The organism is Micromonospora sp. NPDC049679, from assembly GCF_040659735.1.
Classification (GTDB): Bacteria; Actinomycetota; Actinomycetes; order Mycobacteriales; family Micromonosporaceae; genus Micromonospora_I.
This window is the reverse complement of record NZ_JBFANZ010000003.1, coordinates 221,746-248,088: the sequence shown is the minus strand read 5'-3', so window position 1 is coordinate 248,088 and position 26,343 is coordinate 221,746. Positions and strand designations below refer to the sequence as shown.

Genomic DNA, 26,343 nt, shown 5'->3' with positions numbered 1-26,343 from the left:
CCAGCTCGGCAAAGATCGTCGCGGCGCGGCCGTCGGGATCGCCGCGAAGATCAGCTTTTCGTGGGGCGGCGGCGCACCGCCTCCTCGACCAGGTCGAGGACCGGGCCGAGGTCGCCCGCCGGGCGGCCCATGGCGAGGTGCAGCACGAGGCCGTCGTAGGCGAGCTCCAGAAAGCGCGTCAGCACATCGAGGGGGATGTCCTCGCGCAGCACCCCGGCGTCGCGCTGGCGCATCAGTCGCTCCCGGGTCGCCTCCGCGATGGCCGCCGAGCGTTCCGCCCAGCGCTTCGCGAAGGCCGGATCGGTGCGGAGCCGCCGCGACACCTCCAGTTGCGTGCCGAGCCACCCCGTCGTGTCCGGGGACTTGGCGCGCTCGAGCAGGTCGCGCATCACCTGCACCAGACCGTTGCGCGCCACCGTCTCGACCATCGCGGCCGCGTCGTCCTCGGCGACGGCGAGGAAGAGAGAGTCCTTGTCGCGGAAGTGGTGGAAGATGGCCCCGCGGGACAGCCCGGTGGCGTCCTCCAAGCGGCGAACCGTCGCGCCCTCGTAGCCGTGCCGGGAGAAGCAGGCCCGCGCCGCCGCGAGAATCTCGTGGCGGCGCGCGTCGAGTTGATCCTGGCTTACCCGGGGCATGAGTCGATCGTGTCAGGTGGCGGCGGGCGATGCAATCCGTACGTACGGCTTGGTGAGTTGAGACCGCTAACATCCAGCTGTGTCCCCAGCTGATGACGCGTTCCCCGCCCAACCGCTGACCGTCGCCGCCGTGCAGGCCGAGCCGGTCCCCGGCGATGTGGCCGGCAACGCCGCGACCGCCGCCCGCCTCGTCCGCCAGGCCGCCGACGCGGGCGCCACCGTGGCCGTACTCCCGGAGCTCTTTCTGCCGGCCTACCATCCGCCGGCGCTGCGCGCGGACCCCGAGGGCACCCACCTCGCCGCCGACGAGGCCCGCCGGATCGACGACGCCCGGCTCGATCCGCTGCGCAGTGCGGCGCGCGAGCGCGGCGTGGTGATCGTGGTCGGTGCCGCGGTGCGACACCACGACGGCCGTCGGAGCTGCGCCTCGCTCGTCGTCGACCGGGCCGGCACGGTCACCGCCGGCTACGACAAGCAGCATCTGTGGGGGCCGGACGAGAACGAACTCTTCACGCCCGGCGAGCGCGGGGCGAGCCTGCTCGTCGACGGTTGGGTGCTGGGCCTGGGCGTCTGCTACGACGCCTGCTTCCCCGAGCATGGCCGCGCCGCCGCCGCCGCGGGCGCGCACGGCTACCTCTGCCCGAGCGGCTACATCGCCGGATCAGAGCACCGGCGCGACCTCTACTATGCGGCGCGCGCGCTCGACAACACCATGTACGTCGTCTTCGCCAACGCCGTCGGCGGCGAGTCGCCGTGGCGGTTCAACGGCGGCGCCGCGGTCTACGACCCCGAGGGACGCCCGCTCGGGCGCGGCCCCAACGAGGGGGAGTCGGTCGTGGTGGCCGTACTCGACCCGACGGAACTCGGCGCGACCCGGGCCGCGCACAGCATGCTCGCCGACCGCCTCGCCCACCAGGGAACGGCCCGAACCGCGCTGACGGGCTAATTTTTGTTAACACGACGGGTCTGTTGTGGCGAGGCGCCCGTCACGTAGGGTGCCCGAGTGCCGCTCCTGCTCCTCAATCTCGACAACACCCTTCTCGACCGGGTGGGGCCGTTTCGCGCTTGGGGAACGGATTTTCTGGCCACTATCGGTGCTCCACTCGATGACATTGAATGGCTACTCTCCGTAGATGCTGATGGTCTGACCGACCGGTGGGACGTGGCGGACGCGATCCGCGACCGCTACCGCCTGCGGATCTCGTCCATCGACCTCGTTGAGGCGCTGCACGACGGCGTCGTGGAGCACACCCGGCTCGACCCACTGGTCGCCTGCGCGTTGCGGATCGCGGGTGACGCCGGCTGGGTGCCGGTCGTGGTGAGCAACGGGGCGATCCGGCAGCAGGACGCGAAGATCCGTCGCACCGGCCTGGACCGCTACGTCGCCGACTGGGTCATCTCGGAGGAGGCGGGGGTCAGCAAGCCAAACCCACGCATCTTCGCGCTTGCCGCGGAGCGCGTCCGGATGCGGCTCAACGGCGCCTGGATCATCGGCGACAGCCCCGAGGCCGACATCGGTGGCGCGGCGGCGATGGGGCTGCCCAGCGTGTGGCTGCACCGTGGGCGCAGCTGGATGGAGTCGCGCTTCGCCCCGACGCGTACCAGCGAGGGTCTCATCCCCGCGATCGCCACGGTGCTCGCCGCCTGACTCACCGAAACCGCCCCGCCCGTCCCGTCCGGCCCTGCCGCGTTGATCATGGGGATACACGCGACCATTCGGACAGGTGGATGGCGCGTATGGCCATGATCAACGCGCGAATAGTCGGTTGACGGCCGGGCGCCGACGGGTGAGACTGCCCCACGACCACACCGGCATGGCCCGGTCGAGCGGAAGGAGGAAGCAATGGCTGCGTTTGTCGCTGGCTTCCCGCTGTCCTCTTCCACGCCGACCAGGGAGATCCCGCTGTGCGAGAGCACGACTCTGTTCCACCGGCGCGCCAGCGCCGCACCCGCGACTTCGACGACGACGAACCGCGATTCCTGAAGCGGTCCCACCGCCCGACGCCGGCCGCCTTCGACACCAACGCCGACACCGACGAGCCGGAGACCGGCGACCGCTGGTCCACCTGGGACGACGCGGAGCACGGACCGGAGCCGCATCCCGACTGGCTGGTGACCGAACTCGCCGCCGTCGACACCGAACTCGGCATGCTGAAGACCGGTAAAGAGGCCGACGTCCATCTGGTGCGCCGCGGGGTACCGGGGACCGACCGTTCCTGCCTGCTCGCCGCGAAGCGGTACCGCGACCCCGACCACCGGCTCTTCCACCGCGACGCCGGTTACCTCGAAGGGCGCCGGGTGCGCCGGTCGCGGGAAAACCGGGCCATGGCCGGGCGTACGGCCTTCGGGCGGCAGATGATCGCCGGTCAGTGGGCCGCCGCCGAGTTCGCCGCGCTCTCCCGGCTCTGGCAGGTCAGCGTGGAGGTGGGCAGTGTCGCGGTGCCCTACCCGGTGCAGCTGCGCGGCACCGAGCTGATGCTGCAGTTCGTCGGCGACGCCGAGGCCGGGCAGGCGGCGCCGCGGCTGGCGCAGCTCCGCCCGGAGGCCGCCGAGCTGCACCGTCTCTGGGGCCAACTCGTCGACGCGCTGGTGGTGCTGGCACGCGCCGGACTCGCCCACGGCGACCTGTCGCCGTACAACCTGCTGGTGCACCAGGGGCAGCTGGTCCTCATCGACCTACCGCAGGTCGTCGACGTGGTCGCCAACCCGCAGGGCCGTGATTTTCTCGCCCGCGACGTCCGGGTGGTGTCGACCTGGTTCGCCGCCCGGGGGCTGCCGGCGGAGCAGGCCGATCCGGTGACGCTCACCGACCGGCTGCTCGGGGAGGCGCGGGTGCGCTGACGGCCCTACTGGAGGTAGCCCTCGACCTGCGGCTTGCTGTGCGGCTGGACGCGGTCCGGATCGTCACCCGACTGCCGGGCCGCGCGCCGGCGGCGCAGCAGGTCCCAGCACTGGTCGAGGGACTCCTCCAGCTCGCGCAGCCGGGCCTGCTCCTCCTCCGACGAAACCTCACCGGCGGTCAGCTGCCCCCGCAGGCGGTGCTCCTCGTCGACCAGCTCGTGGATCCGCCCCAGAACAGTCGCATCGTCCATGGTCCGAGCCTGACACAGCGCCGCTCCGGCTGCCCCGCTTCCGCCGGCGGTGGGGGATACGGCGAAGGGCCCGGTGCCGCCGCATAGCGGGGAACCGGGCCCTTCGTTACTCGATCAGCTCTCCAGCATCTTGCGGAGCACGTACTGCAGGATGCCGCCGTGCCGGTAGTAGTCGGCCTCGCCCGGCGTGTCGATCCGGACGACCGCGTCGAACTCGATACCGGTGTCCGTGGTGACCTTCACCGTGCGCGGGGTCGCACCCTCGTTGAGCGCCTCCACCCCCGTGACGGTGAACGTCTCGGTGCCGGTGAGCCCGAGCGACTCGGCGTTCTGCTCCTTCGGGAACTGCAGGGGCAGCACGCCCATGCCGATCAGGTTGGAGCGGTGGATCCGCTCGTACGACTCGGCGATCACCGCGCGTACACCGAGCAGCATGGTGCCCTTCGCCGCCCAGTCACGCGACGAACCCGAGCCGTACTCGGCGCCGGCGAGGATCACCAGCGGCACGCCGGCCTCGGCGTAGGCCTCCGAGGCTTCGTAGATGCTGGTCTGCTCGCCCGTGAGGTGGTTGACCGTGAAGCCGCCCTCGACGCCGGGCACCAGCTGGTTGCGGAGCCGGATGTTGGCGAAGGTGCCGCGGATCATCACCTCGTGGTTGCCGCGTCGCGAGCCGTACGAGTTGAACTCGTGCCGCGGCACGCCGTGGTCGGCGAGGTAGCGGCCGGCGGGGGAGTCGGCCTTGATGGAGCCGGCCGGCGAGATGTGGTCGGTGGTCACCGAGTCACCCAGCTTGGCCAGCACCCGCGCGCCCGAGATGTCGGTGACCGGCCGCGGGTCGCGCGCCATGCCCTCGAAGTACGGGGGCTTGCGCACGTACGTCGAGTCGTTCGCCCAGGCGAACGTGTCGCCCGTCGGGGTGGGCAGCGACTGCCAGCGCTCGTCACCGGCGAAGACGTCGGCGTAGGCCTGCCCGAAGCCGGTGGCGCTGAGCGCGTTCGTCAGCACCTCCTCGATCTCCGCGGAGTTCGGCCAGATGTCGCGCAGGAACACCTCTTCGCCGTCCGAGCCCGTGCCGAGCGACTCGTTGGCGAGGTCGATGTCCATCGTGCCGGCGAGGGCGTACGCCACCACCAGCGGCGGCGACGCCAGGTAGTTCATCTTGACGTCGGGGTTGATCCGGCCTTCGAAGTTGCGGTTGCCGGAGAGCACCGAGACGACCGACAGGTCGTGTTCGTTGACCGCGGCGGAGACCACCTCGGGCAGCGGACCCGAGTTGCCGATGCAGGTGGTGCAGCCGTAGCCGACCAGGTTGAAGCCGAGCTTCTCGAGGTAGGGCGTGAGGCCGGCCCGCTCGTAGTAGTCCATGACGACCTTGGAGCCGGGCGCGAGCGTGGTCTTCACCCACGGCTTGCGGTTCAGGCCCCGCTGGACGGCGTTGCGGGCGAGCAGCGCCGCGCCGAGCATGACGTGCGGGTTGGAGGTGTTGGTGCAGGAGGTGATCGCGGCGATCACCACGGCGCCGTGGTCGAGCTCGTACTCCGTGCCGTCCTCGCCGGTGACCCGGACCCGCTTGACGGGCCGGCCGCCGCCGCCCTGACCGGCGCTGACCAGGTCGTGCGGCTGGTCGCCGGGGTCGTTGGCGGAGTCGGCCGCGGGCGGGTCGCTGGCCGGGAAGGACTCGGCGCTCGACTCGTCGGCGCGGCCGGCCACCCCGTACGGCGGGTTGGTGGCGACGCCACCCTCCCCGTCGGAGGAGCTGCCGGTCTGGTCGTCGGCGACGTAGTCCTTGAGCGCGGAGCGGAACATCGTCTTGGCGTTGCCGAGCGGCACCCGGTCCTGCGGACGCTTCGGGCCGGCCAGGGAGGGCTCGATCGTCGACAGGTCGAGTTCGAGCCGCTCGGAGTAGTTGGGCTCGCGGGCCGGGTCGTGCCAGAGGCCCTGCTCCTTGGCGTACGCCTCGACGAGCGCGACCTGCTGCCCGTCGCGCCCGGTGAGGCGCAGGTACTTGATGGTCTCGTCGTCGATCGGGAAGATCGCGACGGTGGATCCGTACTCCGGGGACATGTTGCCGATGGTGGCCCGGTTGGCCAGCGGTACGGCGGCCACGCCGGGGCCGTAGAACTCGACGAACTTGCCGACCACGCCGTGCTTGCGCAGCATCTCGGTGATGGTCAGGACCAGGTCGGTGGCGGTGGTGCCGGCCGGCATCTCGCCGGAGAGCTTGAAGCCGACGACGCGGGGGATGAGCATGCTGACGGGCTGGCCGAGCATCGCGGCCTCGGCCTCGATGCCGCCGACGCCCCAGCCGAGCACGCCCAGGCCGTTGACCATGGTGGTGTGCGAGTCGGTGCCGACGACGGTGTCGGGGTAGGCCTGGCCGTTGCGCTCCATGATCGTGCGGGCCAGGTATTCGATGTTGACCTGGTGCACGATGCCGGTGCCCGGCGGCACGACCTTGAACTCGTTGAACGCGCTCTGACCCCAGCGCAGGAACTGGTAGCGCTCCTTGTTGCGCTCGTACTCCAGCTCCACGTTGCGCTCGAAGGCGTCGGCACGGCCGAAGAGGTCGGCGATGACCGAGTGGTCGATGACCAGCTCGGCCGGAGCGAGCGGGTTGACCTTGGTGGCATCGCCGCCGAGGTCGCGCACCGCCTCACGCATGGTGGCCAGGTCCACCACGCAGGGCACGCCGGTGAAGTCCTGCATCAGCACCCGGGCCGGGGTGAACTGGATCTCCACGCTCGGGTCCGCGGTGGGATCCCATGCGCCGAGGGCCCGGATGTGGTCGGCGGTGATGTTCGCGCCGTCCTCGGTGCGCAGCAAGTTCTCCAGCAGGATCTTCAGGCTGTACGGCAGGCGTTCCTGACCGTCGACCTTGCTGATCTTGAAAATCTCGTAGCTCGCGTCGTTGACGCGGAGCTGGCTCTTCGCACCGAAGGTGTCGAGGCTCGCCACGTCGTACTCCTTCACACCAGCGACCGTGAATAGTCGGTGAGCAGTCTTTCGTACCGGTTACCGCGCGTCGCGTCTTAGGTAAGACTTACCGCCCATTGTCATGCTCCAACAAAACCGTACGTCCGTCTTGTTATGAGCGCAACCCCGTGCCAGGCTCTGGGACGAGGAGGTGCACCCATGATCCATCACGTTCAGCTCGCCTGCCCGCGCCACTCCGAGGACGCCCTGCGAACCTTCTACGCCGGCGTGCTCGGGATGACCGAAAAGAGTCCCGCCCGGTGACCTGGGGCAACGACGAGCTGCCGGGCATGCGCCGCTTCCACACGGAGGACGTGCACGGCAACCGGCTGGAGTTTCTCGCTCAGCTCGACTAGTCGGCGGCGGGCGTCTCCGCGATCCGCTCGCGCAGGCGCGTGCGGATCTCCTCGGGGGTGTACGCCCGGCGTCGCCGTTCCGCCCGCGCGATGACCACCCCGGTCGCCGCGACACCAACGAAACCGGCCAGCCCGAGTACCTTCCACCAGCGCATCTGCCTATGGTAGACCGGTGACTGGCGATCGTGGACACGTGATCAGCCTCGATGAGGCCATTGATCTGACGCGCACCGGCGACGTCTGGGTCTTCCGTGGACACAGTGTTCCGGACCGCGCCATCCAATTCACCACCAACAGCCCGGTGAACCACGTCGGCATGGCGGTGGTCATCGACGACATGCCCCCGCTGATGTGGCACGCCGAACTCGGCCGCTCCCTGCCCGACCTCTGGTCCGGCACCAACCAACGCGGTGTCCAACTGCACGACCTGCGCTCGGCCGTCCTCGTCTGGGCCCACCGGTACGGCCAGCGCGCCTGGCTGCGCCAGCTCGATCCGCCGGTCACCCGGGAGATGGAGAACGCGGCGCTGCGCACCATCGCCCGCCTGGACGGCACCCCGTTCCCGTCGACCGCCCAGCTCGCCTGGCGGTGGCTGCGGGGGCGTGTGCCGACGATCGGACACGGTGGACGGGACACCGCCCTGGAGACGGCGTACTGCGCCGAGGTCGTCGCGGTGACGTACGAGGCGATGGGGCTGCTCCCGGCGGGGCGTCGTCCCAACTGGTACGACCCCGGCCGGTTCTGGAGCGGCGACGACCTGGACCTGCCGGAGGGGGTCCGGCTCGGCAGCGAGATCGCGGTGGAGATCCCCGAGGATGCCGGCGCCGCACGCTAGGAGGTTTGCCGTCACGGCGAGCCGGAAACTGTGCCGCCGTGAACGCCTCGACGGATCTAGAGACGCTGAGCGACTTCTTCGACGGGTACGGCGCCGCGCTGACCGCCGGTGACCTGCCCGCCATCACCGGCTGCTACGCGCTGCCCGGGATGGTGGTCGCCGACGGGTACAGCTTCTCGTTCGCCTCGCCGGCCGCCGTGGCGCTCTCGTTCATCGGGGCCGCCCCCGGCTACCAGGACCTGGAGCTGGTCGCCGCGCACGCCCGGATCGAGGACGTGCAGCTGCTGTCGACCGCGCTCACGATGGTTTCGGTCGAGTGGGAATACCTGGACAGCCAGGGGCGGGCGGTCGAGGGCGAGCGCTTCCGCTACCTGCTCCGGATGACGGGGAGCGGGCCGGCGATCTGCACGGTCATCCACACCCGCTGACCTTCGTCCCGCCCGGCGGCTAGACCCGGAGCACGTCGTCGATGAACGCGCTCAGCCGGCTGTGCAGCCCGGCGCTTCTCTCCTCGATCGCGAGTCCCTGATCGGGTTGCGGCACTCCCGGCTTTTTCGTGCGGATGTTCTGCGAGCACGCGAGGTCCGCGCAGATGTACGTGCCGACGCTGTTGCCATTGCGTCCGAGTGGTCCCGTCAGCTTCGCGGTGAACATCGATATGGTGTCCGCCGGATGCACGGTCCGGCAGAGTAGGCACATCGCGCTCCGCCTGCGGGACATCGCCGAGTCGGCGGCGCGCAGCGCGATGCCCACCGGCTTGCCGTCCCTGCGCTGCACGATGTAGCCGCGCAGCGGTGCCTTCGCGTCGCGCCAGCCGAGGAATTCCCGGCTCTTCCAATCGAGCAGATCCAGGTCTTTCGGAAGCGTCATGTTCGAGGCTTCGCCGCGCGAACAGTTGACCATCGAGCGTCGAATCTCTTGTTCAGTTATCCGTTCCATCAGGCGTCTACTTCCACAGGGCTTATCGAGGCACGACCCGCGGGATGCTATGCCGGTCGCCGGCCCGGGCGCGCGTGAATATCGCGACGATCGCCCGGAGTTGCGCAAGATGATGCGAGGGTTACGACTTTGTTTGCAAGGTATTGCAGAACGCTTCCGCAAGGGCTAGCGTGCGGGCCAGCTAGCGACCAGAGGAAAGGCCGTCGATGGAAGCCTCCCCCCGCTCCCGCACCCCCCTGCTCGCGGTCATCGCGCTGCTCGCCCTCACGCTGATCGGGGTTCCGGTCGCGGTACGGCAGCTCGACGGCGACCCCGTGCCGGCCTCGCTCGCCGCGTCCGGCACTCCACAGTGGGAGGATGAACCGTCGGCCATCAGCCTGGCCAGCGCCGCCACCGGGAGCAAGGGGCGCAGCGAACAGTTCTACTTCGTGCTGCCCGACCGCTTCGCGAACGGCGACCCGGGCAACGATCGCGGCGCGCTGACCGGAGACCCGCTGCGGACCGGCCACAACCCGGCCGACAAGGGCTTCTACCACGGCGGTGACCTCAAGGGGGTCATGGACCGACTCGACTACATCCAGGGGCTCGGCACCACGGCGATCTGGCTCGCCCCGGTCTTCAAGAACCGCCCCGTGCAGGGCAGCGGCAGCGATGTCTCGGCCGGCTACCACGGCTACTGGATCACCGACTTCACCCAGGTCGACCCGCACTTCGGCACCAAAGAGGAGCTCAAGAAGCTGGTGAAGCTCGCGCACCAGCGGGGCATCAAGATCTACCTCGACGTGATCACGAACCACACGGCGGACGTGATCCGGTACGCCGAGGACCAGTACTCCTACGTGGACAAGGCGTCGAAGCCCTACCGCGACGCGCAGGGGCGGCCGTTCGAGGACCGCAACTACGCCGACGGCAGCCGGGCGTTCCCGAAGGTCAACGCGAAGTCCTTCCCGTACACCCCGGTCTTCGCGAACCCGGCCGACGCGAACGTCAAGGTCCCGGCATGGCTCAACGACCCGACCATGTACCACAACCGCGGTGACTCCACCTTCGCCGGCGAGAACAGCGAGTACGGCGACTTCTTCGGCCTCGACGACCTCTGGACCGAGCGGCCCGAGGTGGTCAAGGGCATGACGAAGATCTTTTCCGACTGGATCGCCGCCACCGGCGTGGACGGCTACCGCATCGACACGGTCAAGCACGCCAACCTCGACTTCTGGCCGCAGTTCAGCCGCGGCGTCGGGCAGGCCGCGCGCAGGGCCGGCAAGAACGACTTCTTCATGTTCGGCGAGGTCTACAGCGGCGACCCCGAGTTCACCTCCACCTACGTCCGACAGGGCGAGCTCCCCGCCACCCTCGACTTCCCGTTCCAGGAGGCGGCGCGCGGCTACGTCGCGGCGGGTGGCTCCGCGAAGGCGCTCGCCGACCTCTACGCCCGCGACGACCTCTACACCGCCCGGGACACCGACGCCGGTCGGCTCCCCACCTTCCTCGGCAACCACGACATGGGCCGGATCGGCTCCTTCATCGCCGGTGGCGGCACCGACCCGGCGAGTCACCTGCGCCGCGACGTCCTCGCCCACGAGCTGATGTTCCTGACCCGGGGCCAGCCCGTCGTCTACTCCGGCGACGAGCAGGGCTTCACGGGAGCCGGCGGCGACCGGGACGCGCGACAGGACATGTTCGCCTCGAAGGTCCCCGATTATCTCGACGACGACCTGCTCGGCACCGACCGCACCCACGCCGCGGACCAGTTCGACCCGACGCACCCGCTCTACCGGTCGATCGGCGAGCTCGGCGCGCTGCGCCAGACGCACCCCGCGCTGCGCGACGGTGTCCAGGTGACCCGGCACGCCGCGAACGGCCCCGGCGTCTTCGCCTTCTCCCGGATCGATCCGCGCGACCGGGTCGAGTACGTCGTAGCGGTCAACAACGCCACCACCGCCCAGAGCGTCACCGTCGACACCTGGTCGGCCGGCTCCGCCTTCCGCGGCATCTACGGCGGCTCCACCGCCACGTCCGCCGCCGCCGACGGCAAGCTCGCGCTCACCGTGCCGGCGCTGTCGGCCGTCGTCTACCGGGCCGGCACCAAGATCCCCCAGCCGACCGCCGCGCCGACGATCCGGATCACCCAGCCCGCCCCGGGCGCCCCGGTCGCCACCCGCGCCGAGGTCGTCGCCGACGTGGCGGGCGACCCGCTCTCGACCGTCACCGTCGCCGCCCGGGTCGGCACCGGCGCCTGGACCCTGCTCGGCACGGCCGACCGGGCACCCTATCGGGTGTTCCACGACCTGACCGGCTTGTCGGCGGGCACGCCGATCGAGTACAAGGCGGTGGTGCGCGACAGTAAGGGACGGACCGCGACGGCGAAATCGGGCGCGACGGTGGGTACCCCGCCGCAGGGCGCCGCGCGCGACTGGCTGGTCGTGCACTACCAGCGCGGCGACCCGGCGTACGACGACTGGGGGCTCTACACCTGGGGCGACATCGACCCCGCCTACCAGACCACCTTCCCGGCGGGGCAGCCGTTCGCCGGTGAGGACGCCTACGGGCGCTTCGCCTGGGTGAAGCTCAAGCCGGGCGCGAAGTCCGCCAGTTTCCTCGTGGTCGACAAGACCGGCGCGAAGGACGTCGCGGTCGACCGGACGGTCGACGTGACGAAGACCGGCGAGGTCTGGCTCAAGCAGGGAGATCCGGCGGTCTATCCGACCCGGGAGACGGCCACCGGGCAGCCCGCGCCGCCGGTCGACGCGAGCACCGCGGTGCTGCACTACCGGCGCGCCGACGGCGACTACACGGGCTGGGGCCTGCACGTCTGGGACGGCGCGGCGAACCCCACCGAATGGTCCGCGCCGCTCGCACCGGCCACCCGCGACGCCTTCGGCGTCACCTTCCGGGTGCCGCTGGCGGCCGGGGCCACCGGTCTCAACTACATCCTGCACAAGGGCGACACCAAGGATCTGCCGGACGACCAGCGGCTCGACTTCGCCACCGCCGGCCGGGAGGCGTGGCTGCTTGCCGCGACCCCCGGACGGCTGCTGCCGGTCACCGCGACCGCCGGCGGTGACCTCGACATCGCGAAGCAGCGGGCGCACTGGATCGACCGCGCGACGGTGGCCTGGCAGACCGGCCCGACCGACGGCAAGCGGTACGACCTGGTCTGGGCGCCGGCCGGCGGGCTCACCGTCGCCGACGGCAAGCTCACCGGCACGTACTCCTCGATCCGGCTCACGGCGCAGCGCAACGGGCTCACCGAGACGCAGCGCGCGGCCTTCCCGCACCTGTGGCGCTACGGCACGCTCACCATCGACCGCCGCGACCTCGCCACGGTGAAGGACGCGCTACGTGGCCAGGTGCTGGTCACCGAACGCGACGACGAGGGCAGCCTGCTCGCCGCCACCGGTGTGCAGCTCCCCGGCGCGCTCGACGACGTCTACGCCGGCGCGGCGGCCACGCGGCTCGGGCCGACCTTCACCGACGGCCGACCGAGACTCGCCGTCTGGGCGCCGACCGCGCGCGCGGTCAGCCTGCAGCTCTTCGACAGCCCGACGGCCGCCCCCACGAGCGTCGCGATGCGCCGCGACGACGCGACCGGCGTCTGGTCGGTGAGCGGAGCGAAGTCGTGGCGCGGGAAGTACTACCGCTACCAGGTCGAGGCGTGGCAGCCCGCGGCGCAGAAGATGGTCACCGCGGCCGTCACCGACCCGTACTCACTCGCCCTGGCCGCGGACTCCACGCACAGCCAGATCGTCGATCTGACCGATCCGGCGCTCGCCCCGGCGGGCTGGTCGGCGCTGCGCAAGCCGGCGGCGGTGCCCGCCGCGCGTACCCAGATCCAGGAGCTCTCGGTCCGCGACTTCTCCATCGCCGACACGACCGTGCCGGCGCAGCAGCGCGGCACCTACCTGGCGTTCACCGACGCCGGGACCGCCGGCATGCGGCACCTGACGTCGCTGGCCGGCGCCGGGGTCACCCACCTGCACCTGCTGCCGGTGTTCGACTTCGCCACGATCCCGGAACGCCGGGCCGACCAGGCGCAGCCCGGCTGCGACCTGGCCGCGCTCCCGCCGGACTCCGACAAGCAGCAGGCCTGCGTCACCGCCGTCGCGGACTCCGACGGCTACAACTGGGGGTACGACCCGCTGCACTACACCGTGCCCGAGGGCGGGTACGCGGTCGACCCGGCCGGCGCCGCCCGCACCACCGAGTTCCGGCAGATGGTGGCCGGCGTCAACAAGGCTGGACTGCGGGTGGTGATGGACGTGGTCTACAACCACACCTCCGCCGCCGGCGCCGACCCCAAGTCCGTGCTCGACCAGATCGTGCCCGGCTACTACCACCGGCTCCTCGACGACGGCACCGTCGCCACCTCGACCTGCTGCGCCAACACCGCCCCGGAACACGCGATGATGGGCAAGCTGGTGGTTGACTCGCTGGTGACATGGGCGAAGGCGTACAAGGTCGACGGGTTCCGCTTCGACCTGATGGGGCACCACCCGAAGGCCAACATCGTCGAGGTCCGCAAGGCGCTCGACAAGCTGACGGTCAAGCGCGACGGCGTCGACGGGAAGTCGATCCTGCTCTACGGCGAGGGCTGGGACTTCGGCGAGGTCGCCGGCAACGCCCGCTTCGAGCAGGCCACCCAGGCCAACATGGCCGGCACCGGGATCGGCACCTTCAACGACCGGCTCCGCGACGCCGTACGCGGCGGTGGCCCCTTCGACGCCAACCCGCGCCAGCAGGGTTTCGCCTCCGGCCTGCTCACCGACCCGAACGGTGACGTCGTCAACGGCGACGCGGCCACCCAACGGGCCCGGCTGCTGCACCAGCACGACCAGATCAAGGTGGGGCTGACCGGCAACCTGGCCGGCTACCGCTTCACCGACTCGTCCGGCGCTTCGGTCACGGGTGCGCAGGTCGACTACAACGGCTCGCCCGCCGGATACACCGCCGCGCCGGGGGAGGCGGTCACCTACGTCGACGCGCACGACAACGAGATCCTCTACGACGCGCTCGCGTACAAGCTCCCCACGTCGACCTCCGTCACCGACCGGGCCCGGATGCAGGTGCTCGCCCTCTCCACCGTCCTCATGGGGCAGGGGACAGGCTTCGTGACCGCGGGCTCGGAGCGGCTGCGCTCCAAGTCGCTGGACCGCAACTCGTTCAACTCCGGTGACTGGTTCAACCAGATCCGCTGGGACTGCAAGGCCGGTAACGGCTTCGGCGCCGGGCTACCGCCGGCCGCCGACAACCAGGAGAAATGGCCGTACGCGAAGCCGCTGCTCGCCAATCCGGCGCTCGTGCCGGACTGCGCGGCGATCAACCTGACCGATGCCCGTTACGCCGAGCTGCTGCGGATCCGTGCCTCGTCGCCGGTCTTCGGCCTCGGCACCGCGGCGGAGGTGCAGCAGCGGGTCTCCTTCCCGCTCTCGGGCGCGGGGGAGACGCCCGGCGTGCTCACCATGCGGCTCGACGGCGCCGGCCTGGACAAGCAGTGGAAGTCGGTGACGGTGGTCTTCAACGCCACGCCGTCGACGGCGACCCAGACGGTGAGCGGGCTGCGCGGCGCGAATGTGGCGCTGCACCCGGTGCTGGCGCAGTCAGCCGACCCGCTGCTGCGTACGGCCGGGTTCGACGGCGCGACCGGCACCCTCACCGTGCCGGCACGGAGCGTGGCGGTCTTCGTACAGAAGTAACGCGACGGACGGTCCGGCGCTGCCCCCAGAGGGCAGCGCCGGAAGCACGTCCCGGTTCGGTCAGCGGCGCTCCTTCAGCTTCACCTGGCCCCTGATCTCGCCGTTCGGATACTGCTCCGTGTGCACGTTCACGTACGCCACGCCGTCTTTGATCGCCTCGACGAGCTTTTCGAACTCGCCGGGATTGATCCCCTGCGCCTCGGGACCGATCACGCGCTCCGGCGTGAGAACTCCGTTGACCTCGCCGTCGCCCGGCGGACACTCCGGCACATCGGCCGAGGCGCTGTTCGCGTTGCCGCCGTTCGAGCAGAGGAAGGCGATGATCCCGCCGCTCTGCGCCTTGCCTCCGAAGTGGATGTGCGCCGCCGCCACGTCGGTTGGGAGATCTTCGTAGCTGAGCTTGTACTCGATTTCCTCTTTCTCCTCGTTGATCTTCGCCCAGAACTTGCCCTCCCCGGGAGTCGCGATGACCAGCGGGTCTTCCTGGCTCCCGCTGAGCGCCGCCTTCGCCTTCTGGATGCGGTGCTCGCCTTTTTCGTCGGTCTGGTCGTTGACCATGCCCCGATCGACCGGTGCCTCGTCCGCCATCGCGACGCTCGGAGCCCCCAGGACCACACCCGCCAGCGCGCCGCTCATCGCGATCGCCAGTGCCCGTAGCCCTTGCTGCTTCGTCATAATCGTTACGCCCCTTTCGCCCCACGACACGTGCTATTCAATCGGCTCCCGCGCCGGGACATCGCGTTCGCTTCGGCAAGTCGGCCGAAACATGCTCGTGTCCGTCCCGCTGGCGTGGAAAGGCCCGAGGCTGGCTGGCGGGCGTTCGTCGTACGGCCGATTCTGTTGCCCCACAAGGTCTTTCTCGCGCGATGCGCTGCGCGGGCTCCCCTCGCCGCCCGTGTTGATCGCGCGTTGTTCGCCCGGCGTGTCCGCGCGGTACCGGGTGCCGGGGCAGACTGGGCACATGACCGGTCTGCTCGTCCGCCTCGGTGTCCCGCTACCCGTCATCGCCGCGCCGATGGCCGGCGGACCGTCGACCGCGATGCTGGTCGCCGCCGTCGGCGAGGCAGGTGGGTTGGGCTTTCTCGCCGCCGGCTACCGCACCGCCGACCAGCTCCGTGCCCAGATCACCCAGGTGCGCACACTCACCGATCGGCCCTTCGGGGTCAACCTCTTCGTCCCGGGCGACCCGTCGGTCGACCGCCCTGCCCTCGACGCGTACGCCCCCGCCCTGGAACCGGTCGCGACGCGGCTCGGCGTCGCCCTCGGCGAGCCGCACTGGGAGGATGACGAGTACGCCGCGAAGCTGGAGCTGCTGGTCGCGGAGCGAGTGCCGCTGATCAGCTTCACCTTCGGCTGCCCCTCGACGGCGGACGTCGAGCGGCTGCGGGAGGTCGACACCGTGGTCGCGGTGACGGTGACGAGTCCCGCCGAGGCGGTGCAGGCGCAACGGGCCGGAGCCGACGCGCTGGTCGTGCAGGGCGCCGAGGCGGGCGGCCACCAGGGCAGCTTCCACGACGATCCGGACGTGCCGCTCGGTGCTGCCGCCCGGCCGTTGGCGACGCTGCTCGCCGAGCTCGCGCCGGCCGTACCGCTGCCGTTGATCGCTGCCGGCGGGCTGATGACCCGCGACGACATCGCGGCGGTGCTCGCCGCCGGGGCGGTGGCAGCGCAGCTCGGCACGGCGTTCCTCTGCTGCCCGGAGGCCGGCACCAGCGAGACCCATCGCCGCGCGCTGCTCGACCCGCGGTTCTCGGTGACCGCGTTCACCCGGGCGTTCACCGGGCGCACCGCCCGCAGCCTGGTCAACGGGTTCCTGCGCTCGCACACCGCCGGCGCGCCGGCGGCGTACCCGTGGGTGCACCACCTGACCCGGCCGCTGCGTGTCGCGGCGGCCGCGCGGGGTGACGCCGACGCGCTGCACCTCTGGGCGGGGGAGGGGTGGCAGGCGATCCGACCGATGCCGGCCGCCGAGCTGGTCACCACCCTCGGCGCGGAGCTTGCCTGACCGGCGTCGCTTCCCGCCCGCCAGCGGCCGCGCTCGTAGATGACCAAGGACGAAGCCCCCCGGACGCGCCCTCGGGGAGGGCTGGTGGACAAGCGGTACGCGATCCTCGCCGGGGCCGGCATCATCCACGCGTGACATTCACTGACGATGCGTTTAGCCTGCCCTCCTTGTGAGCCGACTCGTGGAGACTTTCGTCCCTGCACGGCTCGGCGTCAGTTACCGCCGGCTGCTGGCATCGTCCTGGGCGTCCAATCTCGGCGACGGCATCGCCATCGCCGCCGGTCCCTTGCTGGTGGCCTCGTTGACCGACAACGCCTTCCTGATCGCGCTCGCCGCTCTGCTGCGCTGGGCGCCACCCCTCGTGTTCGGCCTGTATGCCGGCGTCCTCTCCGACCGTCTCGACCGTCGTCTCATCGTGATCGCCGCAAACGTGGCCCGCGCCGTGGTGCTGGGCGTCCTGGTCGTCACGATGCTCACCGGCAACGTTTCGATCATCTCGGCGCTCGTGGCGCTGGGGCTGCTCGCGACCGCCGAGGTTTTCGCCGACAACGCCGCCGCGACGCTCGCGCCGATGCTCGTCGCGCGCGACGATCTCGCCATCGCGAACGCCCGGTTGCAGACCGGCTTCATCACGCTCAACCAGTTGATCGGGCCGCCGATCGGCGCGGCCCTCTTCGCAGCGGGCACCGCCTGGCCATTCCTGACCGAGGCCATCCTCGTCACCCTGGGCGTGATGCTGGCGTCACGGATCGTCCTACCCCGGCACGGCCGCGACCCGGACAGCACGAGCAACCTCCGGCGGGACATCGCGGAAGGTTTCCGGTGGACGCTGCACCACCCAGCGGTGCGCACCCTGGTCCTGACCATCCTCATCTTCAACGTCACCTTCGGAGCGGCCTGGTCGGTCCTGGTCCTCTACGCCAGCGAGCGGCTCGGCATGGGCGCGGTCGGCTTCGGCCTGCTCACCACCGCCTCCGCGGTTGGCGGTCTGCTCGGCACGGCCCTCTACGGATGGATCACCCGGCGGGTAAGCCTCGGCAACGTGATGCGCGTCGGGCTCGTGATCGAAACGCTCACCCACCTCGCCCTGGCCGTGACGACCTCACCGTGGATCGCATCGCTGACCTTCTTTGTCTTCGGCGCCCACGCCTTCATCTGGGGCACCACGTCGATGACCGTAAGGCAGCGGGCCGTGCCCTCCGGGTTGCAGGGGCGGGTCGGCAGCGTGAACGCGATCGCCGTCTACGGTGGTCTCGTCGCGGGCTCAGCCATCGGTGGCGCGCTCGCCACGCGTCTCGGCGTGACCGCGCCGTTCTGGTTCGCCTTCGCCGGGTCAGCGCTCTTCGTCGTCCTGCTCTGGCGGGAGTTGACCCGGATCGCCCATCAAGACGAGGAGCCGGCGCCGGCAACCACGGTTCGTGAGGTGGGTGCGTGAAACGCGGTCGCGGCGGATCGACCCGACGTTTCCCCGCCGATCCATCTGACTGTCCGGGGCGGGCTGCCGTACGGGCCGACGAGCGACGACCTACGTCAGATGTCCCGGTCGGACCCTCCGGATCGCATCAGGCGTACCGGGTCTGACGCCCGGGGAAACGCGGCGGTGATCTGTCTACCGTGATCTGGCGCACACAGCGCGTACGCGGTCCTGCGGCCGCTGCGCCGTGCGCCAGCGACCACACACCGAGAGGGAGGTCCCGCGTCCATGGCAGACAACCGCGGCGTCACGTACCAGGGTCCCGGTCGGGTCGAGGTCACCGACCTCGACTACCCGGGGCTCGTCCTGCGCGATGGTCCGGGGGTGCACCCGGCGAACGTGGGCCGGGAGTGCCCGCACGGGGTGATCCTGAAGGTCGTCACGACGAACATCTGCGGCAGCGACCAGCACATGGTCCGTGGCCGCACCACCGCCCCGCACGGGCTGGTACTCGGCCACGAGATCACCGGTGAGGTCGTGGAGACCGGTCCCGGCGTCGAGTTCATCAAGGTCGGCGACATCTGCTCGGTGCCGTTCAACATCGCCTGCGGGCGGTGCCGGAACTGCAAGGAGGGCAAGACCGGCATCTGCCTCAACGTGAACCCCGACCGGCCCGGGTCGGCCTACGGCTACGTCGACATGGGCGGCTGGGTCGGCGGCCAGGCGGAGTACGTGATGGTCCCGTACGCCGACTGGAACCTGCTGCGCTTCCCGGACCGGGACCAGGCCCTCGCGAAGATCCTCGACCTGACCATGCTCTCGGACATCTTCCCGACCGGCTACCACGGTGCGGTCACCGCCGGTGTCCGACCGGGCTCGACGGTCTACATCGCCGGTGCCGGTCCGGTCGGACTCGCGGCCGCGGTCTCCGCGCAACTGCTGGGCGCGGCCGTGGTCATCGTCGCTGACCTCAACGCCGATCGGCTGGCCCAGGCCCGCTCCTTCGGCTGCGAGACCGTCGACGTGTCCCAGGGCGACCCGCAGGACCAGATCGCGCATATCCTCGGCGTGCCCGAGGTCGACGCCGCCGTCGACGCCGTCGGCTTCGAGGCGCGCGGCCACGGTGCCGGTGCGGCGCAGGAGGCGCCGGCCACGGTACTGAACTCGCTGATGACGGTGACCGCCGCCGGCGGGTCCATCGGCATCCCCGGCCTGTACGTGACCGGCGACCCGGGCGGTGTGGACGAATCCGCCAAGGTCGGATCGCTGTCGCTGAGCCTGGGTACGGGCTGGGCCAAGTCGCTGTCGTTCACCACCGGTCAGTGCCCGGTCATGCGTTACCACTACGGCCTGATGCAGGCGATCCTGCGCGACAAGGTGCAGATCGCGAAGGCCGTCAACGCCACCGCGATCAGCCTGGACGACGCCCCGACGGGCTACGCCGAGTTCGACTCCGGCGTCGCCCGCAAGTACGTCATCGACCCGCACGGTATGACGGGAGCTATCCGATGAACCCGACCGTGGTCCTCGTACACGGTGCCTGGCACGGCTCCTGGTGCTGGGGCGAGCTGATCCCTGCCCTGGAGGCGCACGGGCTGCCCGTCGCCACCGTGGACCTGCCCAGCTCCGGTCCGGACGTGACCGCGCTCGGTGACCTGGACGCCGACGTGGCCGCGCTGACCGCCGTGCTCGACGCCGTCGGTGGCCCGAAGATCCTGTTGGGACACTCCTACGGCGGACTGCCGGTGACCCAGGCCGCCGCCGGGCGTCAGGACGTGGTCCACCTGGTGTACGTCTGCGCTTTCATGCTCGACGCCGGGGTGAGCCTCATCGAGGCGGCCGGTGGGGAACCGCCGTCGTGGTGGCGGCCGTCCGAGGACGGCACCTGGATGACGGCGGACCGGCCGGAGGAGGTCTTCTACAGCGACTGTGACCCGGCGGTGGCCGCCGCGGCGGTGCCCCAGCTGCAGCCGCAGTCGCTGAGCTCGTGCCGGCAGCCGCTGTCGGCGGCGGCGTGGGAGACGATCCCCTCGACGTACGTGGTCGCCGACCGTGACCCGGAGCTTCCGCAGTTCGTGCAGGAGGGGATGGCGACCGGTCGGGCTACCCGCGTGGTGCACATCGATGCCGGGCACTCGCCGTTCCTGTCCCGCCCAGGTGAGCTGGCCGCGATCGTCGCAGCCTGCGCCGAGGTGACCGCCGCGCCGGCACAAGCCGACTGAGCTCGGTAGGGAGGAGGCACCCCCGGGGGTGACCGCTCCTCAGTCGGGCGTGAGTGCAGGCAGGGCTCTTCGACCGCGCGCACCGGGGAATACGCCGGGTGTGGTGCGACCGGAGAGCCCTGCCGTGCGCCGGGCCGCCGACGTCCGGGCTCAGCCGCGACGGGCGCCGGTCGGCCAGAGCACGGTCACCGGCACGCCCCAGGCGCGCGCGGTGCGCACCACGTCGGCGGTGTCACCGCGCACTGTGGACGGATTGCCGTCCCAGACCGCCAGCAGCAGTTCGCTGCGCCGCAGCAGCTCCTGACTCGCGGCGAGGTAGGCGTCGCGGTCCGAGTGAGCGAACGGCATGTACGACACCGCTGAGGCGCGTCGGACCAGCTCATCGAACGCGTTCCGGTCGATGACCCGTTCCCGGTAGTCGGCGGCCGGGAGCACCACCTCGTACGTGCCCTGCGCCGCGAGCACCGCGCGCGCGAAAAGCTGATCGGAGCCCTCGGCGAGGCAGGTGATGCCCTGCAGCTCAGCGCCCGGATAGCCGCGTAGCTGCCGGGTCAGGCACTCGTAGACCAGCTGTGCCGTGCCGTCGGCGAGCGCCACGTGACCGGTGACCCCGATGCGCGGCATGCCGCCCCCTCCACCGTTCACGCGGCACGTACCCGGACGATCCGGAAACCGGCGTCGGCCAGCAGCGTGGGCAGCTCCCGGATGGCCTCGTGGTTGCGCTCGCGCATGTCGTCCCGCAGGCTTTCCCATGGGCTCAACGCCGGATGCAATCGATGGGTGTCGTCGCGGCGCTCCGCGTACCGCCATCCGGTCGCCTGCCGTTCGGCGACCCAGCGCTGGTGCTCCATCACCGCCAGGCGCTGGATCTCGCGCTCGCCGAGCACGTAGCCCTCGTCCGGGCCGACGCGCGGCGAGAGCGAACAGCCCACCGCCCGCAGCTTGCGCCCGATATCCCGGGCCTGCGCGCGGTTGGCGCGCTTGAGTGTCTCGGGCAGTTCCTCCCAGGCCACCAGCGCCGGGTTCGTCCCGGGGTGCTCGCCGCGACGCCGGCGGGCCAGCGCGTAGCTCTCGTGGATCACGCGAGCGAGGCGTTCGACCAGGTCGTCGCCGATCAGCGCCGGGTCGCAGGCGGCGTCGACGACGCCGTACAGCCGCAACACCCCGGAAAGATCATCGAGTACGCGGTCGCCGCGCCCGCCGTCGAACGCCTCCCGCAGGCTCGCCAGCCGGTCGAGGCGGACCACGATCGAGCCGGGCGCCCCCGGCCAGAGCTGCTCGGCCAGCAGCGCGCTCTTCAGCGCCCGCTCCTCGTCGTCGTAGCAGATGAAGACCCGGTCCGGGGGGAGCGGGGCGGCGCCGCCGGAGAGGAGGTCGCCGAGTTCGCCATCGTGGGTGGTGATCCGGCAGACCTGCCGTACGAAGGGGTAGCGGTGGATGAGTTGGCCGGCCGCCTCGCTCGCCCGGTCGTCGACGAGGGTGAGCGGCAGCGGCGCGACGTGCGCCTCGCGCAGCCGCCAGCGTCGGGCCAGCTCGACCAGGAGAGCGCGCCCGAAGCCCGTCGCGCCGAGCAGCGCCACCCGGGGCGGCCGGCCGCGTACCGGCCGCGGCGGCTCCTGGGCGACCAGCTTGCGCGCGGCGAGGTCGTCGATGTTGAAGAAGTCCAACCGCAGACCGGGGCGGTCGGCCAGGCCGAGCCGGCGGGCCTGCAACGCCAGGCAGAGGTCGGCGTCGGCGACCTGGGCGTAGACCGCGAGCGGCCCGTCCGGGTCCGCGCCGTGCCGGGTCGCGGCGAGCGCGATCGCGGTGTTGGTGGGGCTGTCGTCGGTGCAGGCGTAGAGGGCGCGGGCCCGGGCGATGCCGGCCGTGCGGAGCACATCGGGGTCGCGGGCGGCCCCGGGGACCCGCAGCGGTCCCGGTTCGGTCGTCACCGCGTCGGAGGGGACCGACACGACGCGGTGGCCGGCGCCCCGCAGCCGGCGCGACAGGGTGGCGGCGACCAGCCCGTCACCGCAGACGATCACGTGTCCGCGGGCCCGGCGGATGCGGATCCGCCGCAGCTCGGTGGCGAAGAGCAGGCGTCCCGCCTCGAAGAACGCGTAGATCGTCACCGCGGGGGCGCCGAACCTCGCGACATCGAGCAGAAACGGGAACGGGCCGCCCTGGTCGAGCGGGGGTGAGCCGAGCACGAAGAGCTGCAGATCGTAGTAGAGCAGGTCGAACGGGTGCGCGCTGAAGTCCGGATGGTCGCGGAGGTAGCGGGCGAGGCCGAGGTAGCCGGCGAGGAGGGAGACCAGCCCGACAGTCGTGAAGATCAGCCGCAGGATGCTGACCGTGCGCGGACGGGGTGGCTCGCCGAGGCCTCTGCCCGGCCCCGTCGCCCCCGACCCGCCCGTCCCTGACACGCCGCCTCCCCGGGGCAACAGACAGCATGGCCGCCATGACGCAGCGCCATCGTAGCCTCGGGATGAGACATCGGGGTAGCTCAATCAACGGTCGAGATCCGCCCTCCGCCGACGAGGTGCGCGTCAGCTGGCCGCCTGATGGCGGCCGAAAAACACGGCTAACCGAATCCTCAGGCTTCCCCGGGGTGTCGCGACGCCGACCGCAAGGGCCTAGCCGGGCAGCCGCGGGCCCGCCTCGCGCTGCGCGGCCAGCCACGTCTCGACCTCGTCGGCGCGGCGCGGCAGCCCCGCCGACAGGTTGACCGCGCCGGCCGGGGTGACCAGCACGTCGTCCTCGATCCGGATGCCGATGCCGCGCAGCTCCTCCGGCACCAGGTCGTCCTCCGGCTGGAAGTACAGCCCCGGCTCGACGGTCAGCACGTAGCCCTCGCCGAGCTCGCCGTCGCGGTAACGGTCGGTCCGTGCCCGGGCGCAGTCGTGCACGTCGATGCCGAGCATGTGCCCGAAGCCGTGCAGCGTCCAGCGGCGGTAGACCGTCGACTCCTTCTCCATCGCCTCGTCGACGCTGACCGGCAGGATGCCGAGATCGGCCAGCCCCTCGGCGAGCACCCGCATGCAGGTCTGGTGGACGTCCTTGAACTTCACGCCCGGCTTGATGAACTCCATGCCGGCCTGCTGCGAGGCGTAGACGATGTCGTAGACCCGGCGCTGCAACGGGGTGAAGGCGCCGGAGACCGGGACGGTGCGGGTGACGTCGGCGGTGTAGAGATGCCGGTTTTCCACCCCCATGTCCATCAGCAGCAGCTCGCCGGGGCGGGTGGCGCCGTGATTGCGTACCCAGTGCAGGATCGTCGCGTGCGGCCCGGCACCGACGATCGAGCCGTAACCGATGTCGTTGCCGTCGTGCCGCGCGCGCAGCCCGAAGACGCCTTCCAGCAGCCGCTCCGAGACCGGGCGGTCGGCCGGCAGGACCCGCGCCACGTCCTCGAAGCCGCGGACCGTCGCGTCGATCGCGTCCTGCAGCTGGGCGAGCTCCCACTCGTCCTTCACCAGCTTCAACTCGGCGATCGTGGCGGCCAGCTCGCGGTCGCGGCTGCCCGCCTCCTCCGTGTCGTACGGGCGGATCGCGGCGTCGACCGCGCGGTCGTGGCCCCGCAGCACCCGCGTGCGTCCGGGCGCGCAATCGGCCAGGGCCGTCGGCAGCTCGGTCAGCGGGGCGACCTCGAGCCCCAGTTCGGTCGCCTTCTCCGCGAGGGTGTGCCGCCGGCCCACCCACAGTTCGCCGTCGCGGCTGCGGAAGAACTCGTCGGTCTCGCGGGACGAGCGCGGTCGGGTGTAGAGGATGGCGTCGTGGCCGCCGCCGTTCGGGCGCATCATCAGCACGCTGTCCGGGTCGTGCTCACCGGTCAGGTAGGCGAAGTCGCTGCCGGGACGGAAGGGGTACATGGTGTCGTTCGCGCGCACCTTCTCGGTGCCGGTCGGGATCACCAGGGTCTCCCCGGCGAAGGCGGCCGAGAGCGCGGCGCGACGCTTGGTGTAGTTGGGCGCCTCGGGGCGGGGCGTCACCGAGAGCGCGTCGTCCCGCCAGCCGCTGCGCATGAACTGGAGAAACTTCTCCGGGAAGTCCGGATCATGCGACTCGGTGCGTGCCTGCGGGGTGGTGCTCTCGGTCTGCTCGTCGCCCATGTCGCCGCCTTCCGTCCGGTTTCCCGTCCACGACCGTACCGCGCCGGGACGTGGCGGATCGCGCGGTGGCCGTAGCGGTGCCGGCAGATGCGCGCACCGCGCGTGGAAAGATGTCTGCCATGTGCGGACTCCTGGCCTTCTTCAGCGCCCGTGGCGACGCCGGCGCGCACCGCGATTCGATAGCCGGCGCGTTGGAATGCCTGCACCACCGGGGCCCCGATGAGACGGGCGTCGAGGTGGTCGCGGACGCGTCCGGTCATTTCGCCGACGCGGTCTTCGCCCACAAGCGCCTGGCGATCATCGACGTCGCGTCCAGCCAAGAGCCGCTGGCGTACGCGAACGGGCGTTACCTGCTGACCTTCAACGGCGAGATCTACAACTACATCGAGTTGCGCGAGCAGTTGATCCGCGAGTTCGGCGCCACATTCGCCACCCAGGGCGACGGCGAGGTGGTCGTGGCCGGCTACCACTACTGGGGCGAGGCCGTGCTCAACCGGTTGCGGGGCATGTTCGCGTTCGTCATCTGGGACCGGCAGGAGCGGCGGGCCTTCGGCGCCCGCGACTACTTCGGTATCAAGCCGCTGCATTACCTGCAGACCGTCGACGGGGTCTACCTGGCCTCGGAGAAGAAGGCGTTGCTGCCCTTCTCCACGGCCGCCAACGCCGGCGACGCCGGGATCGACACCGCCAACCTGTCGCATTACCTGACCCTGCAGTACGTGCCGGAGCCGGGCACCCTGCACCAGGGCATCAACCGGATCGGGTCGGGGGAGTGCCTGAACTGGTCGGCGGCGACCGGCGTGGAGATGCGCCGCTGGTACCGCCCGGTCTTCCGGCCCGGCCCCGTCGACGACCCGCAGAAGCTCTACGACCGCATCCGCGAGACGCTCCGGGAGAGCGTCCGGATGCACATGCGCTCCGACGTCCCGGTCGGTTCGTTCCTCTCCAGCGGCATCGACTCGACGGCCGTGGTCGCGCTGGCGCGCGAGTTCAACCCGAACATCCTGACCTTCACCGTCGGCTACGACGTGCCGGGCTACTCCGAGATCGACGTGGCCCAGGACTCGGCGCGGCACCTCGAGGTCACCACGATCCCGACGAAAATCGGGCCGCAGGACATGATGGAGGCGTTGCCGCGGATCATCTGGCACCTCGACGATCCGGTGGCCGACCCGGCCCTGGTGCCGCTCTACTTCGTGGCGAAGAAGGCCGCCGAGCACGTCACCGTGGTCCTCTCCGGTGAGGGCGCCGACGAGTTCTTCGGCGGCTACACCATCTACCGCGAGCCGTTGTCGCTCAACGCCGTCAACAGCCTGCCCGACCCGATGCAGAAGGGGCTGCGGGCAGTTTCCAAGGTCATCCCGCAGGGGGTGAAGGGCAAGAGCTTCCTGGAGCGGGGGACCACCCCGATCGAGGAGCGCTACTACGGCAACGCCCGGATGTTCACCGAGGAGGAGAAGCAGCGGCTGATGCGCCGCTACGACCCCTCCGTGCGCTACACCGACGTGACCGGGCCGGTCTACGCCGAGGTGCCCGAGCTCGACGACGTGACCAAGATGCAGTACGTCGACCTCTACACCTGGCTGCGCGGTGACATCCTGGTCAAGGCCGACCGGATCTCCATGGCGCACTCGCTGGAGGTGCGGGTGCCGTTCCTGGACCGTGAGGTCTTCGACGTCGCCTCGATCATCCCGGTGGATCTGAAGCTGCCGCCGCGTTCCGACGCCACGAAATACGCGATGCGCCAGGCGCTGATGGGCGTCGTGCCGCCGCCCATCGTCAACCGCCGCAAGCTCGGCTTCCCGACCCCGACGCGGGTCTGGCTGCGGGGCGAGATGTACGAGTGGGCACGGCACATCTTCGCCACTTCGGGCGCGGGCGATCTGCTCGACCTGTCGTACGCGATGCGCCTGCTCGATGAGCACAAGCGCGAGGAGGCCGACCACTCCCGCAAGGTGTGGACCGTGCTCGTCTTCTGCATCTGGCACGCGATCTTCGTCGAGCGTTCGCTCGATCCGGGCATCCAGCGCAACCAGTCCGCGCTGCTGACCAAGCCGGTGGTCGGTTCGATGGTCTCCTGACCCCGAC

General features: G+C 70.8%; 20 protein-coding genes and 1 pseudogene. 12 read left to right on the top strand and 9 right to left on the bottom strand.

Annotated features, from left to right (window positions below; all coding sequences use genetic code 11):
• Positions 1-50: 50 nt before the first annotated feature.
• On the bottom strand, positions 51-635 hold the full coding sequence (locus AB0J06_RS04035) for a helix-turn-helix domain-containing protein (RefSeq protein ID WP_357424331.1): 585 nt from the start codon (positions 633-635) through the stop codon (positions 51-53).
• Between the two features lie 79 nt (positions 636-714).
• Here AB0J06_RS04035 and AB0J06_RS04030 point away from each other — a divergent pair, with 79 nt between their 5' ends.
• The 3 genes from AB0J06_RS04030 to AB0J06_RS04020 all read left to right on the top strand — a co-directional run bounded on the left by AB0J06_RS04030 (position 715) and on the right by AB0J06_RS04020 (position 3,476).
• On the top strand, positions 715-1,581 hold the full coding sequence (locus AB0J06_RS04030) for a carbon-nitrogen hydrolase family protein (RefSeq protein ID WP_357424329.1): 867 nt from the start codon (positions 715-717) through the stop codon (positions 1,579-1,581).
• A 57-nt stretch (positions 1,582-1,638) separates the two neighbouring features.
• Positions 1,639-2,283 (top strand): HAD family hydrolase, encoded by a 645-nt coding sequence (locus AB0J06_RS04025; RefSeq protein WP_357424327.1) that lies wholly within the window; start codon positions 1,639-1,641, stop codon positions 2,281-2,283.
• A gap of 257 nt (positions 2,284-2,540) precedes the next feature.
• On the top strand, positions 2,541-3,476 hold the full coding sequence (locus AB0J06_RS04020; protein WP_357424325.1) for an RIO1 family regulatory kinase/ATPase: 936 nt from the start codon (positions 2,541-2,543) through the stop codon (positions 3,474-3,476).
• 5 nt (positions 3,477-3,481) lie between these two features.
• Here AB0J06_RS04020 and AB0J06_RS04015 read toward each other — a convergent pair whose 3' ends face one another.
• Positions 3,482-3,727 carry a DUF2630 family protein gene (locus tag AB0J06_RS04015; protein WP_357424323.1) on the bottom strand — a complete coding sequence of 82 codons (246 nt, stop codon included), beginning with the start codon at positions 3,725-3,727 and terminating at the stop codon, positions 3,482-3,484.
• 114 nt (positions 3,728-3,841) lie between these two features.
• Positions 3,842-6,697, bottom strand: a complete 2,856-nt coding sequence (locus tag AB0J06_RS04010; protein ID WP_357424321.1) for an aconitate hydratase — start codon at positions 6,695-6,697, stop codon at positions 3,842-3,844.
• 162 nt (positions 6,698-6,859) lie between these two features.
• On the opposite strand from AB0J06_RS04010, the pseudogene AB0J06_RS04005 reads away from it, so the two are divergent.
• A pseudogene (locus tag AB0J06_RS04005) lies at positions 6,860-7,056 on the top strand (hypothetical protein).
• Here the strand turns inward: AB0J06_RS04005 and AB0J06_RS04000 are convergent.
• Positions 7,053-7,211, bottom strand: a complete 159-nt coding sequence (locus tag AB0J06_RS04000; RefSeq protein ID WP_357424318.1) for a hypothetical protein — start codon at positions 7,209-7,211, stop codon at positions 7,053-7,055. The pseudogene AB0J06_RS04005 and the gene AB0J06_RS04000 overlap by 4 nt on opposite strands.
• A gap of 17 nt (positions 7,212-7,228) precedes the next feature.
• Here AB0J06_RS04000 and AB0J06_RS03995 point away from each other — a divergent pair, with 17 nt between their 5' ends.
• Both AB0J06_RS03995 and AB0J06_RS03990 read left to right on the top strand, forming a co-directional pair.
• Positions 7,229-7,891: a hypothetical protein gene (locus AB0J06_RS03995; protein WP_357424316.1), complete on the top strand. Its 663-nt coding sequence runs from the start codon at positions 7,229-7,231 to the stop codon at positions 7,889-7,891.
• Between the two features lie 38 nt (positions 7,892-7,929).
• Positions 7,930-8,319: a hypothetical protein gene (locus AB0J06_RS03990; RefSeq protein WP_357424314.1), complete on the top strand. Its 390-nt coding sequence runs from the start codon at positions 7,930-7,932 to the stop codon at positions 8,317-8,319.
• Between the two features lie 19 nt (positions 8,320-8,338).
• On the opposite strand, the gene AB0J06_RS03985 is transcribed toward AB0J06_RS03990, so the two are convergent.
• A complete protein-coding gene (locus AB0J06_RS03985) occupies positions 8,339-8,830 on the bottom strand; it encodes an FBP domain-containing protein (protein ID WP_357424312.1) in 492 nt (163 codons plus the stop codon).
• Positions 8,831-9,036: 206 nt separating this feature from the next.
• On the opposite strand from AB0J06_RS03985, the gene pulA reads away from it, so the two are divergent.
• Positions 9,037-14,523 (top strand): pullulanase-type alpha-1,6-glucosidase, encoded by a 5,487-nt coding sequence (gene pulA / locus AB0J06_RS03980; protein ID WP_357424310.1) that lies wholly within the window; start codon positions 9,037-9,039, stop codon positions 14,521-14,523.
• A 60-nt stretch (positions 14,524-14,583) separates the two neighbouring features.
• Here pulA and AB0J06_RS03975 read toward each other — a convergent pair whose 3' ends face one another.
• Positions 14,584-15,159 (bottom strand): CHRD domain-containing protein, encoded by a 576-nt coding sequence (locus AB0J06_RS03975; protein WP_357424308.1) that lies wholly within the window; start codon positions 15,157-15,159, stop codon positions 14,584-14,586.
• Between the two features lie 325 nt (positions 15,160-15,484).
• Between AB0J06_RS03975 and AB0J06_RS03970 the strand changes: the two genes are divergently transcribed.
• The 4 genes from AB0J06_RS03970 to AB0J06_RS03955 all read left to right on the top strand — a co-directional run bounded on the left by AB0J06_RS03970 (position 15,485) and on the right by AB0J06_RS03955 (position 20,164).
• Positions 15,485-16,528 carry a nitronate monooxygenase gene (locus AB0J06_RS03970; RefSeq protein ID WP_357424305.1) on the top strand — a complete coding sequence of 348 codons (1,044 nt, stop codon included), beginning with the start codon at positions 15,485-15,487 and terminating at the stop codon, positions 16,526-16,528.
• A gap of 169 nt (positions 16,529-16,697) precedes the next feature.
• Positions 16,698-17,963 (top strand): MFS transporter, encoded by a 1,266-nt coding sequence (locus tag AB0J06_RS03965; RefSeq protein WP_357424303.1) that lies wholly within the window; start codon positions 16,698-16,700, stop codon positions 17,961-17,963.
• Between the two features lie 267 nt (positions 17,964-18,230).
• Complete coding sequence (gene fdhA, locus AB0J06_RS03960; protein ID WP_357424301.1) at positions 18,231-19,454, top strand: formaldehyde dehydrogenase, glutathione-independent; 1,224 nt, start codon at positions 18,231-18,233, stop codon at positions 19,452-19,454.
• Positions 19,451-20,164, top strand: coding sequence for an alpha/beta hydrolase (locus AB0J06_RS03955; protein ID WP_357424298.1), 714 nt, complete (start codon positions 19,451-19,453; stop codon positions 20,162-20,164). Before fdhA ends, AB0J06_RS03955 begins: the two co-directional genes overlap by 4 nt.
• A gap of 150 nt (positions 20,165-20,314) precedes the next feature.
• On the opposite strand, the gene AB0J06_RS03950 is transcribed toward AB0J06_RS03955, so the two are convergent.
• The 3 genes from AB0J06_RS03950 to AB0J06_RS03940 form a co-directional block, all read right to left on the bottom strand.
• Positions 20,315-20,788 carry a hypothetical protein gene (locus AB0J06_RS03950; RefSeq protein WP_357424296.1) on the bottom strand — a complete coding sequence of 158 codons (474 nt, stop codon included), beginning with the start codon at positions 20,786-20,788 and terminating at the stop codon, positions 20,315-20,317.
• Positions 20,789-20,805: 17 nt separating this feature from the next.
• Entirely contained in the window at positions 20,806-22,569 is a 1,764-nt protein-coding gene (locus AB0J06_RS03945) for a RyR domain-containing protein (protein WP_357424294.1), read from the bottom strand.
• Positions 22,570-22,779: 210 nt separating this feature from the next.
• Positions 22,780-24,255, bottom strand: coding sequence for an aminopeptidase P family protein (locus AB0J06_RS03940; RefSeq protein ID WP_357424292.1), 1,476 nt, complete (start codon positions 24,253-24,255; stop codon positions 22,780-22,782).
• A 119-nt stretch (positions 24,256-24,374) separates the two neighbouring features.
• Between AB0J06_RS03940 and asnB the strand changes: the two genes are divergently transcribed.
• The gene (asnB, locus tag AB0J06_RS03935) at positions 24,375-26,336 is read left to right on the top strand and encodes an asparagine synthase (glutamine-hydrolyzing) (protein ID WP_357424290.1); all 1,962 of its coding nucleotides are present in this window, start codon (positions 24,375-24,377) and stop codon (positions 26,334-26,336) included.
• The last annotated feature ends 7 nt before the right edge of the window (positions 26,337-26,343 follow it).

Bases quoted from the DNA above. Each gene is read 5' to 3' on its own strand.
- AB0J06_RS03955 (WP_357424298.1), top strand. From the start codon at position 19,451: ATGAACCCGACCGTGGTCCTCGTACACGGTGCCTGGCACGGCTCCTGG.
- AB0J06_RS03970 (WP_357424305.1), top strand. From the start codon at position 15,485: ATGACCGGTCTGCTCGTCCGCCTCGGTGTCCCGCTACCCGTCATCGCC.
- AB0J06_RS03950 (WP_357424296.1), bottom strand. From the start codon at position 20,788: ATGCCGCGCATCGGGGTCACCGGTCACGTGGCGCTCGCCGACGGCACG.
- AB0J06_RS03940 (WP_357424292.1), bottom strand. From the start codon at position 24,255: ATGGGCGACGAGCAGACCGAGAGCACCACCCCGCAGGCACGCACCGAG.
- AB0J06_RS04000 (WP_357424318.1), bottom strand. From the start codon at position 7,211: ATGCGCTGGTGGAAGGTACTCGGGCTGGCCGGTTTCGTTGGTGTCGCG.
- AB0J06_RS03975 (WP_357424308.1), bottom strand. From the start codon at position 15,159: ATGAGCGGCGCGCTGGCGGGTGTGGTCCTGGGGGCTCCGAGCGTCGCG.
- pulA (WP_357424310.1), top strand. From the start codon at position 9,037: ATGGAAGCCTCCCCCCGCTCCCGCACCCCCCTGCTCGCGGTCATCGCG.
- asnB (WP_357424290.1), top strand. From the start codon at position 24,375: ATGTGCGGACTCCTGGCCTTCTTCAGCGCCCGTGGCGACGCCGGCGCG.
- AB0J06_RS04035 (WP_357424331.1), bottom strand. From the start codon at position 635: ATGCCCCGGGTAAGCCAGGATCAACTCGACGCGCGCCGCCACGAGATT.
- AB0J06_RS03985 (WP_357424312.1), bottom strand. From the start codon at position 8,830: ATGGAACGGATAACTGAACAAGAGATTCGACGCTCGATGGTCAACTGT.
- AB0J06_RS04015 (WP_357424323.1), bottom strand. From the start codon at position 3,727: ATGGACGATGCGACTGTTCTGGGGCGGATCCACGAGCTGGTCGACGAG.
- fdhA (WP_357424301.1), top strand. From the start codon at position 18,231: ATGGCAGACAACCGCGGCGTCACGTACCAGGGTCCCGGTCGGGTCGAG.